Genomic DNA, 14376 nt, shown 5'->3' with positions numbered 1-14376 from the left:
TTTGATTTCATGAGCATCACCCTCCAGGGCCTGGCCCTGATCGGCGGCCAGCCCGTGCGCGGCGCCGGCGCCGCCTTTCAGGCTTTCGACCCGAGCAAGAACGAAGCCCTCGGCCCCGACTTCAATGCCGTTGACGCCGCCCAGGTTGCAGAGGCCTGCGAGCTGGCCGGCGCCACCTTCGACGCCTACCGTGCCACCACCGACCAGGAGCGCGCCGACTTTCTGGAGCAGATCGCGGCCCAGATCCTGGCCCTGGGCGACGAGCTCATCGTCCGCGCGATGGCCGAGACCGGCCTGCCCCGCCTGCGCCTGGAAGGCGAGCGTGGCCGCACGATGAACCAGCTGAAGCTCTTCGCCGAGCTGCTGCGCGAAGGCAGCTGGCAGGACGCCCGCATCGACACCGCCCTGCCCACACGCACGCCGCCGCGGCCGGACCTGCGCCTGCGCTTTGTCGGCGTCGGCCCGGTGGCCGTGTTCGGCGCCAGCAACTTCCCGCTGGCCTTCTCGGTCGCCGGTGGCGACACCGCCGCGGCGCTCGCCGCAGGCTGCCCCGTCGTCGTCAAGGCGCACTCGGCCCACCCCGGCACATCCGAGCTCGTCGGCCGCGCCGTCGTCGAGGCCGTACGCCTGAGCAAGCTGCCGGCCGGCGTCTTCGCGCTGCTGACCGGCAGCGGCCACGGCATCGGCGACACGCTGGTGCGCCACCCGGCCATCCAGGCCGTCGGCTTCACCGGCTCACGCAGCGGTGGCATCGCCTTGATGGCCGCTGCCGCCGCGCGTGCCCAACCCATCCCGGTCTATGCCGAGATGAGCAGCATCAACCCCGTCGTCCTGCTGCCCGGCGCCTTGGCCGCGCGCGGCGCCGATATCGCGACCGGCTTCGCGGCGTCGCTCGTCATGGGCGTCGGCCAGTTCTGTACCAACCCCGGCCTGGTGCTGGGCATTGCCGGCGCCGACTTCGACCGCTTTGCCGCTGCCGCCGCCGAGGCCCTCAAGCCCGTGTCCGCCGCCACCATGCTGACGCCCGGCATCGCCAGCGCCTACCAGCGCGGCGAGGACCAGCTCGCCGGCCAGCCCGAGGTCGCGACGCTGACCCGCGGCTCGTCCAGCGCTTGCCAAGGCGCGCCGGCCCTGTTCAAGACCACCGGCACGGCCTTCCTGGCCAACCACGCGATGTCTGCGGAAATCTTCGGCCCGGCCTCGCTGCTCGTGGCCTGCCGCGACGTCGATGAATTGCTTGCCGTCATCGAGGGCCTGGAAGGCCAGCTGACCGCGACGCTGCAGCTGCAGGACGACGACGAAGCCGACCTCGCCACCGCCCGCCGCCTGCTGCCCGCTCTCGAGCGCAAGGTCGGCCGCATCCTGGCCAACGGCTATCCGACCGGTGTCGAGGTGTCGACGGCCATGGTCCACGGCGGCCCCTTCCCGGCCACCAGCGACGGCCGCAGCAGCTCCGTCGGCACGGCGGCCATCCAGCGCTTCCTGCGCCCGGTCTGCTACCAGAACATGCCGCGGGCTCTGCTGCCGGCGGTGCTGCGCGAGCCCAACGAGCGCGGCGTCTGGCGGCGCCGCGACGGCGCGCTGACACGCAACTGAAGAACACAAGACAAACGACAGGAGACAAGACGATGAAGAAGCAACTGCTGGCCAAACTGATCGCGATTGGGGCCACGCTGGCGGTGGGCGCCAGCGCCCTGGCCGCCGACATCAAGCTGGTCGTCAATGCTGACCAGCCTGGCCCCGTCATCCACCGCAACATCTACGGCCAGTTCGCCGAGCACCTGGGCACGGGCATCTACGAGGGCATGTGGGTCGGCCCCGACTCCAAGATCCCGAACGTGCGCGGCTGGCGCAAGGATGTCGTCGCGGCGCTGAAGGAACTCAAGGTGCCGCTGGTGCGCTGGCCCGGTGGCTGCTTCGCCGACGAATACCACTGGCGCGAAGGCATCGGCCCGCGCAAGAGCCGCCCGGTGAAGGTCAACACCACCTGGGGCGGCGTGCCCGAGGACAACGCCGTCGGCACGCACGAGTTCTTCGACCTCGTCGAGCAGCTCGGCGCCGAGGCCTATGTGAACGGCAACCTCGGCACCGGCAGCGCCCAGGAAATGGCCGAGTGGCTGGAGTACATGACCTCCACCGGCAAGTCCACGCTGGCCGAGCAGCGCCGCAAGAACGGCCGCGACAAGCCTTTCCGCGTGCATTACTTTGCCGTCGGCAACGAGGCCTGGGGCTGCGGCGGCAACATGCGTCCCGAGTACTACGCCGACCAGTACCGCCAGGTCGCGACCTTCCTGAAGACGCCGCAGGAGAACCGCCCCATCTTCATCGCCAGCGGCGGCAACGGCATGCAGACGGAATGGACGGAAGCCCTGAGCAAGGGCGTGCACAGCGTCAACGCCATCTCCCACCACGCCTACACCCTGCCCACCGGCAACTGGGAGAAGAAGGGCTCGGCCGTGGGCTTCCCCGAGAGCGAATGGGTGTCGACGCTGGGCAATGTCCAGCAGATCGAGACCATGATCAAGGTGAACAAGGCCGTCCTCGACAAGAACGACCCGAGCAAGAAGATCGGTTTCTACTTCGACGAGTGGGGCAGCTGGTACGACCCCGATCCCGGCAGCAACCCCGGCTTCCTCGTGCAGCGCAACACGCTGCGTGATGCGCTGCTGGCCGCCCTGCACTTCAACGTGTTCCACGCCCACGCCGACCGCGTGCACATGACCAACATCGCCCAGATGGTCAACGTGCTGCAGGCCATGATCCTGACCAGCAAGGACAAGCTCGTCCTGACGCCGACCTACCACGCGTTCGCGCTGTACACGCCCTTCCAGGACGCGACCTCGCTGCCCGCCACCATCGAGAACAACCCGGTCTACAAGGTGGACAAGTTCTCGATGCCGGCGCTGTCCGCCACCGCCGCGCGCGGCAAGGACGGCAAGCTCTACATCGGCCTCGTCAACGCCCACGCCACGCAGGCCGCCGAGCTGACGCTGCAGGTGGGCTCGGCAGCACCCAAGGCCGTCAAGGGCAAGCTGCTGACGGCCGGTGCGATGGATGCGCAGAACGAACTCGGCAAGCCGGCGCAGGTCGTGCCCCAGGCCTTTGAGGCCCAGGCCACTGGCGGCAAGCTGACGCTGAAGCTGCCGGCCAAGTCGGTCGTCGTCGTCGCCGTCGAGGGCTGACCAGCCCCTTCGGCCAAGCACTTTCTGCTGATCCGCAACCCTGGGCCTGCCGTGCTGCTTGCCCAGGCCTTGCGCTGCGTTCGTGGTCCGCACGCGGCATATCAAAACCAGGATCGACCGCGTCTGCAATGTCATTGGTGCGCTGCCGCCGAGCCTCCTAGGCTGCGCCAGACACAACCATCAGATCCGGAGACAAACTCGTCATGGCCATTCACAACCGACGCGACTTCCTCGCGGGCTCGGCCGCCCTCGCGCTGACCGGCTGCGGCGGCGGAGGGGGTGGTGCGGCCGCGCCGGCACCCAGCCCGACGCCCGCGCCCGCCCCAGCGCCCGCGCCCACACCTGCTCCCGCTCCCGCACCGACGCCAGCGCCAGCACCCGCTCCTTCGCAGGCGCCGGTGAGCTTCACCAACGCGGCGGTGCATGACCCCTCGGTGATCCGCGCCGACGGTTCGTTCTATGTCTTCGGCTCGCACCTCGCGGCGGCGAAGACGAGCGACCTGATGAACTGGACCAAGATCGCCGACGTCGTCAACGACAGCAATCCGCTGTTCGGCAACAAGGTGACGACCGAGCTGGCCGAGACGCTGGCCTGGGCCCAGACGACGACGCTGTGGGCGCCCGACGTGACCAGGCTGGCCGACGGCAAGTTCTATATGTATTACTGCGCCTGCAAGGGCGACTCGCCGCGTTCGGCGCTGGGCGTTGCCGTCGCCAGCAAGGTGGACGGGCCCTACGTCAACAAGCAGATCCTGCTGAAGTCCGGCCAATGGGGCCTGGCCAGCGAGGACGGCAGCATCTACGACGCCACCAAACATCCCAACGTCGTCGACCCGGCCGTGTTTGCCGATGCGACGGGCAAGCTGTGGATGGTCTATGGCTCCTATTCGGGCGGCATCTTCATCATGCAGCTCGATGCCGCGACGGGACTGCCGCTGGCGGGCCAGGGCTATGGCAAGCATCTGATGGGCGGCAACCATGCGCGCATCGAGGGCGCCTATGTGATCTACAGCCCGCAGAGCAAGTACTACTACCTCTTCACGTCCTTCGGGGGCCTGGATGCCGTGGGCGGCTACAACGTGCGTGTCGCGCGCTCGCTGTCGCCCGACGGCCCCTACCTCGACGGCGCGGGCACCGACATGGCCACCGTCAAGGGCGCGGCCGGCACGGTCTTCGACGACGCCAGCATCACGCCCCACGGCATGAAGCTGATGGGCGGCCACCAGTTCGCGCTGGCCACCGGCGAGACGGGCACGGCCCTGGGCTATGTCTCGCCCGGCCACAACTCGGCCTACTACGACGCGGCGACGGGCCAGTACTTCATCGTCTTCCACACGCGCTTCCCGAACACGGGCGAGGCGCATGAGATCCGCGTGCACGAGATGCACCTGAACGAAGACGGCTGGCTGGTCATCGCGCCGCTGCGCTATGCCCCGCTGAGCCTGGCCACGCCGGCGCAGACGGTCGAGGTCACGGCGGCGCAAGCGGCAGGGACGTACAAGCTGGTCAACCATGGCAAGGACATCACGGCGACGAGCAAGGCCTCGATCAACGTCACGCTGAACGCCGATGGCACGGTCAGCGGCGGCATGACGGGCACCTGGACCATCAAGGCCGGCAACAAGCTGACGATCGCGTCCGGCGGCACAAGCTATGTGGGCGTGCTGTCACGGCAGTGGAATACGAATGCCGGCGCCTTCGTCGTCAGCTTCAGCGCACTGTCTTCAGGCGGCGTGTCGCTTTGGGCCATTCGCACGGGGGCCTGATGCGAGCCTTCCTGCTGGCCCTTGCCTTCGTCGTCACCGGCGCGGGCGCGGCCACGCAGGGCTTTCCGCTGGACCGGGTCCGCCTGCTCGACGGGCCCTTCCTCGAAGCGCAGACGACCGACCTCCATTACCTGATGGCGCTCGACCCTGAGCGCCTGCTCGCGCCCTTCCGCCGCGAAGCCGGCCTGCCGGTGCCGGTGCCGAGCTATGGCAACTGGGAGTCCAGCGGCCTCGACGGCCACATGGGCGGGCACTACGTGTCGGCGCTGGCGCTGATGTATGCGTCCACTGGCGATGCCGAGGTCAAGCAGCGCCTGGACTACGTCATCGCCGAACTGAAGCGCTGCCAGGACAAGCTCGGCAGCGGCTATCTCGGCGGCATCCCCGACGGCGCCAAGGCCTGGAGCGAGATCGTCGCGGGCGATCTCAAGGTCGACAGCTTCTCCGTCAACGGCCGCTGGGTGCCTTGGTACAACATCCACAAGATGTTCGCCGGCCTGCGCGACGCCTGGGTGCACGCCGGCAGCGCCGACGCCAAGCTCATGCTCGTGCGCATGAGCGACTGGGCGCTGCGGCTGACGACGCCGCTGAGCGACGCGCAGATGCAGGACATGCTGCGTGCCGAGCATGGCGGCATGAACGAGGTGCTGGCCGACGTGTCCGAGATGACGGGCGACCTGCGCTATCTCGCCCTGGCCCGCCGCTTCTCCCACCAGGCCATCCTGCAGCCGTTGGCCGCCGGTCAGGACAAGCTGACCGGCCTGCACGCCAACACGCAGATACCCAAGGTCATCGGCTTCGCGCGCATTGCCCAGCTCGGTGGCGAAGATGAAGGCCGCCGCGCTGCCGAGTTCTTCTGGCGCACGGTGACGAGCAAGCGCACGGTCGCCATCGGCGGCAACAGCGTCAAGGAGCATTTCCATCCGGCCGACGACTTCCGGCCCATGCTCAACGAGGTCGAAGGCCCCGAGACCTGCAACAGCTACAACATGCTGAAGCTGACGGCGCTGCTGCAGCAGGCGGCACCGGAGCAGGGCCAGTACGCGGACTTCTACGAGCGCACCCTCTACAACCACATCCTCGCGTCACAGCATCCCGGTGAGGGCGGCTTCGTCTACTTCACGCCGATGCGGCCCCAGCACTACCGCGTTTACTCGCAGGTGGAGCAGGGCATGTGGTGCTGCGTGGGTTCCGGCATCGAAAGCCATGCGCGGCATGGTGAGTTCATCTACGCGCACGACAGCGACTCGCTCTACGTGAACCTCTTCATCGCGTCCAAGCTGGATTGGCGCGAGCGTGGCATCCACCTCACGCAATCCACCCGTTTCCCGGACGAGTCGCGCACACGCCTGACGGTGCATGACGCGGGCGAGTTCGCGCTGAAGATCCGCTACCCCGGCTGGGTGGCGCCCGGCGCGCTCAAGGTCAAGCTGAACGGCAAGCCCGTCGTCGTGAAAGCCAAGCCCGGTGGCCATGTCGAGCTGCGCCGCGCCTGGGCCGCCGGCGATCGGGTCGACGTCGAGCTGCCGATGCGCACGACGCTGGAGCCCATGCCCGGCCTGAAGCACTACGTCGCCGTGCTGCACGGCCCCATCGCGCTGGCCGCCAAGACACCGCAGCCCGGCGAAGCGCTCAGCTTCAAGGCCGACGGCTCGCGCATGGGCCATATCGCCCAGGGCGCCGTTTGCCCGCAGGATGCTGCGCCCGTCTTCGTCAGCGATCGCGCCGACTTCGTGCGCCGCTTCCGGCCCCTGCCCGGCCAGCCATTGACCTTCGTGGCGCCTGGCCTCATCCAGGGCCGCGAAGGCGCCGACAAGCTGCAGCTGATTCCCTTCTTCCGCCTGCATGACTCCCGCTACATGCTGTACTGGGGCCACACGACGCGGGCCCAGCAGAGCCTCGTGCGCGCCGAGCTGGCCAAGGCGGAGGAGGCGCGCCTGGCCCTGGATGCCCAGACCCTCGACCAGGTCGCGCCCGGTGAGCAGCAGCCCGAGTCCGACCATGGCTTCAAAGGCGAGGGCGTCGAGACCGGTATCGCGCCGGCCGGCCGTTGGCGGCATGCGCGGCAGTGGTTCGGCTACACGCTCAGCGACCCGCAGTCCCAGGCCCGCCTGCTGAGGCTGACGCTGGCCAGTGGCGACGCCGGCCGGCGCTTCGAGGTCGTCGTCAACGGCCGCGTCATCGCAGAGCTGGAACTGGCCGGCGACACCCAGCCCCTCTACGCCCGCGACATCCCGCTGCCGGCCGATCTCGTCGCTGCAGCGGGCGGAAAACTCGAGGTGCGCTTCGTCGCAAGACCGGGATCCATCGCGGGCGGCCTCTACGGCCTGAGATTGCTGCGTTAGGTTGACGGCAGCGGGCGGCGGCCTTCCACTGCCCCCATGCCGCTGACCCGACGCAACTGCCTCGCCCTCGCCGCCACACCCCTCGCCGCAGGCGCCTCGCCTTCCGAAGTCGTCATCGCCCTCGACGCACAGAACCCGCCCTTCATGTACGCCGACCGTGACGGCCAGCCGCACGGCGTCTACCCGCTGCTGCTGCGCACGCTGTTCACGCGCCTGGACGTGCCCCTGCGCCTGGCCTGCCTGCCCTGGCCGCGCGCGCTGGTCGGGCTGGACCGGGCCGAGCATGGCGTCGGCGGCATCTACGCCACGGCCGAGCGCCAGGCTCGCCACGACTTCAGCCAGGCCCTGCATGTCGAGACCATCAAGGTCTACACCCGCCGCGGCGGCATGCGGCTGTTCGACCGCATCGACGATCTGCGCGGCCTGCGCGTGGGCGTGCTGCGCGGCTGGAGCTATGGCGACAGCTTCGACGCCGCCAGCCGTGCCGGCCTGTTCATGGCCGAGCCGGTGTCGTCGGACTCGCAGAACTTCGGCAAGCTGGAGCGCGGCTTCCTGGACGTGGCGGTGGCCATCGAACAGTCCGGCGACACGCTGCTGGCTACCGGCGAGTTCCCGTCGGTGCGGGCATTGCCCAACCCGCTGACCGAGAACCCGACCTATCTGGCCTTCAACAAATCGGCCCAGCAGCGCGCGCTGATCGCTCGTTTCGATGAAAGTTTGGACAAGCTGCGCCGCAGCGGCGAGCACGCCCGTATCGTTTCCCTGGGGCTGAGGGACTAGGCATACCGATTTCGGCATGTATTTGCCGAGAAATGTCATTGGTCGCGCATCGCTCGCCTTCCTACGATGACCCGTCACAAGACCGATACGGAGACAGACATGAATATCCTGCGCCGCAGCCTGCTGGCCGCCGCTTTGCTGACCCCGGCCTTCGCGGCCCTCGCCGCCCCCCTCGTCATGGGCTTCTCCCAGGTCGGTGCCGAGAGCGAATGGCGCACGGCCAATACCGCTTCCGTGAAGGCCGCGGCCAAGGAGGCCGGCATCACGCTGAAGTTCGCCGACGCGCAGCAGAAGCAGGAGAACCAGGTCAAGGCCATCCGCAGCTATATCGCGCAGAAGGTCGACGTCATCGCCTTCTCGCCGGTCGTGGAAAGTGGCTGGGACACGGTGCTCAAGGAAGCCAAGACGGCGGGCATCCCCGTCATCCTGACCGACCGCGCCGTCAAGGTGGCCGACCCGTCGCTCTACGTCACTTTCATCGGCTCCGACTTCGTCGAGGAAGGCCGCAAGGCCGGCCGCTGGGTGCTGGAGCGCGCCGCCAAGGCACCCGGTGGCGCCCTGAACATCGTCGAGCTGCAGGGCACCGTGGGCTCGGCCCCGGCCATCGACCGCAAGAAGGGCTTTGAAGAAGTCATCAAGGCCAATGCCAAGTTGCAGATCATCCGCTCCCAGTCCGGCGAGTTCACGCGCGCCAAGGGCAAGGAGGTCATGGAGGCCTTCCTGAAGGCCCGCGACAAGAAGATCGACATCCTGTTCGCCCACAACGACGACATGGCCATCGGCGCCATCCAGGCGATCGAGGAAGCCGGCCTGAAGCCGGGCCAGGACATCGCCATCGTCTCCATCGACGGCGTGCGCGGCGCCTTCGAGGCCATGAAGGCGGGCAAGCTCAACGTGACCGTGGAGTGCAACCCGCTGCTGGGCCCGCAGCTGATGCAGCTGGCCAAGGACATCGTCGCCAAGAAGCCGGTGGAGAAGCGCATCACGGTGACCGAAGGCGTCTACACGGCCGATGTCGCCGCCAAGGAATTGCCGAACCGGAAGTACTGAGGCCGGACCGAGGACAGGACCTGCGTCCTGTCCGACGCCTGCCGAAGGACTCGTCGCTTGCAAGCGACGAGGCATGAGAGTGCAGACATGAATCTCCCAATCACCAGTACCCCGGTGCTGGCGCTGTCCGGCATCCACAAGGGCTTCCCGGGCGTCAAGGCGCTCAGCGATGTCAGCCTGCGTCTCTTCCCCGGCGAAGTGCACGCGCTGATGGGCCAGAACGGCGCCGGCAAGTCGACGCTGATCAAGGTGCTGACGGGCCTGTATCAACCCGATGCCGGCACGATCACGCTGGACGGCAAGGCCATCGCGCCCAAGCGCACCGAAGACGCGCAGGACCTTGGCATCCGCACCGTCTACCAGGAGGTCAACCTCTGCCCCAACCTCAGCGTGGCGGAGAACATCTGCGCCGGGCGCTTTCCGCGCAAATCTTGGCTGAGTGGGGGCCGCATCGACTGGGCCGCCGTCAACGCGGAGGCCAGGCGCGTGCTGGCGCAGATGGACCTCGACATCGACGTGACCGCGCCGCTGTCGCGCTGCTCGCTGTCCGTGCAGCAGATGGTGGCCATCGCCCGCGCGCTGCGCATCTCGGCGCGCGTGCTCATCCTCGACGAGCCCACGTCCAGCCTGGACGACGCGGCCGTGCAGCGCCTCTTCACGGTGCTGCGCCGCCTGCGCGACCAGGGCCTGGCCATCCTCTTCGTCACCCATTTCCTCGACCAGACCTATGCGCTGGCCGACCGCATCACGGTGATGCGCAACGGCGAGACCGAGGGTGAATACCTGGCCGCCGACCTGAGCCGCCTGGCCCTCGTCAACAAGATGGTGGGCGCGCCGCCCGACCAGCAGCCCACCCGCCTGGACAGCCGCGCCTCGGAAACCGGTGCCCCTGTGCTGAGCGCGCAAGGGCTGGGTCGGCGCGGCGCGCTGCACCCGCTGGACCTGGAGCTCAAGCGCGGCGAGGTGCTGGGCCTGGCCGGCCTGCTCGGCTCGGGCCGCACCGAGGCGGCGCGCCTGCTGTTCGGCGCCGACGCGGCCGACGCGGGCCATGTCCAGACCGGTAGCCACAGCGGCCGCTGGCATTCGCCGCGCCAGGCCATTGCCGCCGGCGTCGCCTTCTGCTCCGAGGACCGCAAGCACGAGGGCGCCATCCTGGAGCTCTCGGTGCGCGACAACATCCTGCTCGCGCTGCAAGCCCGCCACGGCCTGCGCCTGGTCATGAGCCGGGAGCAGCAGCAGGCCCTGGCCGACGACTACATCCGGCGCCTGGGCATCAAGACACCGAGCGCCGACACGCCCATTGGCCAGCTCAGCGGCGGTAACCAGCAGAAGGCCCTTCTGGCGCGTTGGCTGGCGACCAAGCCGGCCGTCCTCATCCTCGACGAGCCCACCCGCGGCATTGACGTGCGCGCCAAGGAAGACCTGATGGACATGGTCCTCGCCCTGGCTCGTGGCACAGCTGAGGAGGGTGGCGGCATGGCCATCGTCTTCATCTCCTCCGAGCTGCCCGAAGTCCTGCACTGCAGCGACCGCCTGCTCGTGCTGCGCGACCGCCGCGCCGCGGGCGAATACCGCCGCGGCGAGCTGGACGAGCGCAGCGTGCTCGAGGTCATCGCCGCAGAATCTGCATGAAAGAAGCCGCCCTCCCCATGCCCACGCCCCGCGCACCGGCACCGCCCTTCTGGCGCCATCCGCTCGCGCGGCCCCTCGCCGCGTTGGCCCTGCTGCTCGCCGCTGCAGCCGTCTTCGTGCCGGGCTTTCTGCATCTCGAGATCAAGGACGGCCACCTCTATGGCAGCCTCGTCGACATCCTGCATCGCGCCGCGCCCCTGATGCTGGCGGCCCTGGGCATGACGCTGGTCATCGCCACGCGCGGCATCGACGTGTCGGTGGGCGCCGTCGTCGCCATCGCCGGCACCGTCGCCTGCGTGCTGGTCGGCTCGCATGGCCTGGCCATCGCTTTCGCCGCGGCACTCGGCGCCGCGCTGCTCTGCGGCCTGTGGAACGGCCTGCTGGTGTCGGCCCTGGGCCTGCAGCCCATCATAGCGACGCTGATCCTGATGGTCGCCGGCCGCGGCCTGGCCCAGCTGCTGACCGATGGACAGATCATCACCGTCTACGAGCCGGCGAGCTTCTTCTGGCTCGGCGGCGGCTACCTGCTCGGCCTGCCGGTGTCCCTCTTCGTCGTCGCGACGGTCGGTGGCCTGACGGCCCTGCTGATGAAGCGCACGGCCCTGGGCCTCTTCATCCAGACGGTCGGCATCAACCCCGTCGCCGCGCGGCTGGCCGGCGTGCGCACCGCGGCCATCGTGTTCTTCGTCTACGTCTACTGCAGCCTCGGCGCCGGCCTTGCGGGATTGATGATCTCGTCCAACATCAAGAGCGCCGACGCCAACAATGCCGGCCTGCTGCTGGAACTGGACGCCATCCTGGCCGTCACCCTAGGCGGTGGGCAGCTCAGCGGCGGCAAGTTCAGTCTGGCCGGGAGCCTCATCGGCGCTTTGATCATCCAGACGCTGACATCCACCATCTATGCCATGGGCGTGCCGCCCCAGGTCACCATGGTCGTCAAGGCCGTCGTCGTGTTTGCGGTCTGCATCTCGCAGTCTTCGGCCTGGTCGACGTGGAGGAAGGCATGAAGCGACTTCTTTCCGCCCCGTCGTTCACCAGCTGGGTCAGCGTCGTGCTGATGGCACTGCTCTTCATCGTCGGCGCCAGCAGCTACACGGGCTTCGGCTCCACGCAGGTCGTCCTCAACCTGCTGATCGACAACGCCTTCCTGCTCGTCATCGCCGTCGGCATGAGCTTCGTCATCCTGTCCGGCGGCATCGACCTGTCGGTCGGCTCGGTGCTGGCGCTGACGACCATGGTCGCCGCCTGGCTGCTGCAGGTGGCGCAGTGGCCGGCCGAGCTGGTCATCGTCGTCGTGCTGCTCGGTGGCGCGGCCTTTGGCGCGCTGCAGGGGCTGATCATCCACGTCTTCAAGCTGCAGGCCTTCATCGTCACCTTGGCCGGCATGTTCCTGGCGCGCGGCCTGTGCTTTCTGATCAGCGTGGACAGCATCACCATCGACGCGCCGCTGTTCGTCACGCTGTCGCAGACGCAGGTCCCGCTATTCGCCGGGGCCTTCCTGTCGCCGGGTGCGCTGATCGCTCTCGCCATGCTCGCCGCCGGCCTGTGGATCGCGCATTGCACGGCCTTTGGCCGCACGGTCTATGCGCTGGGCGGCAGCGAAGCCTCGGCGCTGATGATGGGCCTGGCCGTGGGCCGCACCAAGGTCGCCGTCTATGGCCTGAGCGGCTTCTGCGCTTCGCTGGCCGGCCTGCTGTTCGCCTTCTACATGCTCAGTGGCTACGGTCAGCATGCCCAGGGCGTGGAGCTGGACGCCATCGCCGCCGTCGTCATCGGTGGCACCGTGCTGACGGGGGGTTATGGCTATGTGGCCGGCGCTCTGTCCGGTGTCCTCGTCCTCGGTCTCATCCAGACGCTGATCGCCTTCGACGGCACGCTCAGCTCCTGGTGGACCAAGATCGTCATCGGCGCCCTGCTCTTCGTCTTCTGCGCCGTGCAGCGCCTGTTGTCCCTGAAGAAAGCCCAAGCGTGATGTTGAAGAAGATGGCCGCGGCCGCCTTGCTGCTGACCTTGGGCGCCGCCCAGGCCGCCAACCCGCTCTTCCCTCATCTCTACACGGCCGACCCCGCTGTTCTCGTCGACGGGGGCCGCGTCTATATCTATGCCGGGCGCGACGAAGCGCCCGTGGGCGGCAAGGACTTCGTCATGCACGAGTGGCGGGTCTTCTCCAGCTGCGACATGGCGCAGTGGCAGGACCACGGCGCGCCGTTGAACGTCAAGACCTTCACCTGGGCCAAGGCTCGCGCCTGGGCGTCCGACGTCGTCAAGCGCGACGGCAAATACTGGTTCTACTCGACGGTGGAGCACGCCAGCGTCCCCGGCTTCGCCATCGGCGTGGCGGTGTCCGATTCGCCGACCGGCCCGTTCAGGGATGCGCGCGGCTCGGCGCTCGTCACCAACGACATGACGAAGCAGACCGACATTGCCTGGGACGACATCGACCCGACGGTGTTCGTCGACGATGACGGCCAGGCCTGGCTGTACTGGGGCAACACGGTACTGAAGTACGCCAAGCTCAAGGCCAACATGACCGAGCTGGACGGGCCTATCCAGGTGCTGGCGATGAAGGATTTCGTCGAGGCGCCCTATCTGCACAAGCACGGCGGCATCTACTACCTGAGCTACTCGGAGTTCTTCCCCGAGCAGACCGCCTACCTGACCGGGCCGTCAGCCACCGGCCCCTGGACGCCGCGCGGCGTCATCATGGCCAAGAACCTGAAGACGCCCACCATCCACCAGGCCATCTTCGACTTCAACGGCAAGAGCTATATCGTTTATCACAACGCGGAGCTGCCGGGCGGTGGCGAGTACCGGCGCTCGGTGGCGATCGAGGAGCTGCGCTACAAGCCCGATGGCACGATCGAGGCGCCGATCGCGCAGACGAAGGCGGGCCCGGCCGCCAACCCGTCGCCCGGTTGCAAGCCTTGAAGCCCCTGCGCCGCGCTCTGCTGCTGTGGGCCCTGTGCGGTGCTGCGGTGGCCGATCCTGCGTCGTTGGGCGAGCGCGGCCGGCTGATCTTCAGCGACGACTTCGCGCAGCCGTTGGACGCCAAGACCTGGGTCGCCGAGATCGAGGCCAAGCCCGGTTCGACGGTCGTCGCGCGCGAGGGTCGCCTGGTGCTGGACACGGCCGGCGGCGTGACCGTCTGGCTGAACCGGCGCCTCAGCGGCAATCTCCTCATCGAATACCGACGCCGCGTCGTCGTGCAGGGCGGCGCCAACGACAGGCTCAGCGATCTCAACCAGTTCTGGATGGCGACCAGCGCCGACGGCGGCTCGCCTCTCGGCCGCAATGGCGCCTTCGAGTCCTATGACGGTCTCAGCCTCTATTACTTCGGCATTGGCGGCAACAGCAACACCAGCACGCGGCTGCGCAAATACGGCGACGGCCAGCGCGTGCTGCTGCAGGAGAGGCTGGATGCCGACCACCTCCTGAAGCCCAACCATGACTACCTCGTCCAGACGCTGGTCAAGGACGGCCGCTCGGCGGTCTATATCGACGGCCAGCTCTTCTTCGAGCATCGCGATGCGAGCCCGCTGAAGCAAGGCTGGTTCGGCCTGCGCAGCACCTGGTCCCGTCAGGAGATAGGCGCGTTGCGGATCTACGCGCTGGACTGAGTTA

Annotated in this window: 11 protein-coding genes; all 11 read left to right on the top strand. The window is 68.2% G+C overall.

Translation table 11 applies throughout. The features are described from left to right. Window positions 1-15 precede the first annotated feature (15 nt). The 11 genes from AC1D2H_RS06130 (at window position 16) to AC1D2H_RS06080 (ending at window position 14372) form a co-directional block, all read left to right on the top strand. Entirely contained in the window at window positions 16-1596 is a 1581-nt protein-coding gene (locus AC1D2H_RS06130; protein ID WP_478010425.1) for an aldehyde dehydrogenase (NADP(+)), read from the top strand. Window positions 1597-1628: 32 nt separating this feature from the next. Beyond that, on the top strand, window positions 1629-3182 hold the full coding sequence (locus AC1D2H_RS06125; RefSeq protein WP_478010282.1) for an alpha-N-arabinofuranosidase: 1554 nt from the start codon (window positions 1629-1631) through the stop codon (window positions 3180-3182). 203 nt (window positions 3183-3385) lie between these two features. Beyond that, window positions 3386-4948, top strand: a complete 1563-nt coding sequence (locus AC1D2H_RS06120) for a glycoside hydrolase family 43 protein (RefSeq protein ID WP_478010281.1) — start codon at window positions 3386-3388, stop codon at window positions 4946-4948. After that, window positions 4948-7293 carry a beta-L-arabinofuranosidase domain-containing protein gene (locus tag AC1D2H_RS06115; protein WP_478010280.1) on the top strand — a complete coding sequence of 782 codons (2346 nt, stop codon included), beginning with the start codon at window positions 4948-4950 and terminating at the stop codon, window positions 7291-7293. Before AC1D2H_RS06120 ends, AC1D2H_RS06115 begins: the two co-directional genes overlap by 1 nt. A gap of 36 nt (window positions 7294-7329) precedes the next feature. After that, a complete protein-coding gene (locus AC1D2H_RS06110; protein WP_478010279.1) occupies window positions 7330-8073 on the top strand; it encodes a substrate-binding periplasmic protein in 744 nt (247 codons plus the stop codon). 99 nt (window positions 8074-8172) lie between these two features. Then, complete coding sequence (locus AC1D2H_RS06105) at window positions 8173-9123, top strand: ABC transporter substrate-binding protein (protein WP_477928979.1); 951 nt, start codon at window positions 8173-8175, stop codon at window positions 9121-9123. An 87-nt stretch (window positions 9124-9210) separates the two neighbouring features. Continuing rightward, window positions 9211-10755 carry a sugar ABC transporter ATP-binding protein gene (locus tag AC1D2H_RS06100; RefSeq protein ID WP_478010278.1) on the top strand — a complete coding sequence of 515 codons (1545 nt, stop codon included), beginning with the start codon at window positions 9211-9213 and terminating at the stop codon, window positions 10753-10755. Between the two features lie 17 nt (window positions 10756-10772). Then, window positions 10773-11762, top strand: coding sequence for an ABC transporter permease (locus AC1D2H_RS06095; RefSeq protein ID WP_478010277.1), 990 nt, complete (start codon window positions 10773-10775; stop codon window positions 11760-11762). Beyond that, window positions 11759-12727, top strand: a complete 969-nt coding sequence (yjfF, locus tag AC1D2H_RS06090) for a galactofuranose ABC transporter, permease protein YjfF (RefSeq protein WP_477928973.1) — start codon at window positions 11759-11761, stop codon at window positions 12725-12727. Before AC1D2H_RS06095 ends, yjfF begins: the two co-directional genes overlap by 4 nt. Continuing rightward, entirely contained in the window at window positions 12727-13683 is a 957-nt protein-coding gene (locus tag AC1D2H_RS06085) for a glycoside hydrolase family 43 protein (protein ID WP_478010276.1), read from the top strand. Before yjfF ends, AC1D2H_RS06085 begins: the two co-directional genes overlap by 1 nt. Beyond that, window positions 13680-14372, top strand: coding sequence for a DUF6250 domain-containing protein (locus AC1D2H_RS06080; RefSeq protein WP_477928969.1), 693 nt, complete (start codon window positions 13680-13682; stop codon window positions 14370-14372). The genes AC1D2H_RS06085 and AC1D2H_RS06080 overlap by 4 nt, the downstream gene beginning before the upstream one ends. The last annotated feature ends 4 nt before the right edge of the window (window positions 14373-14376 follow it).

This window comes from Roseateles sp. P1_C1_2, assembly GCF_056406535.1.
This window is presented reverse-complemented; position numbering and strand designations above follow the sequence as displayed.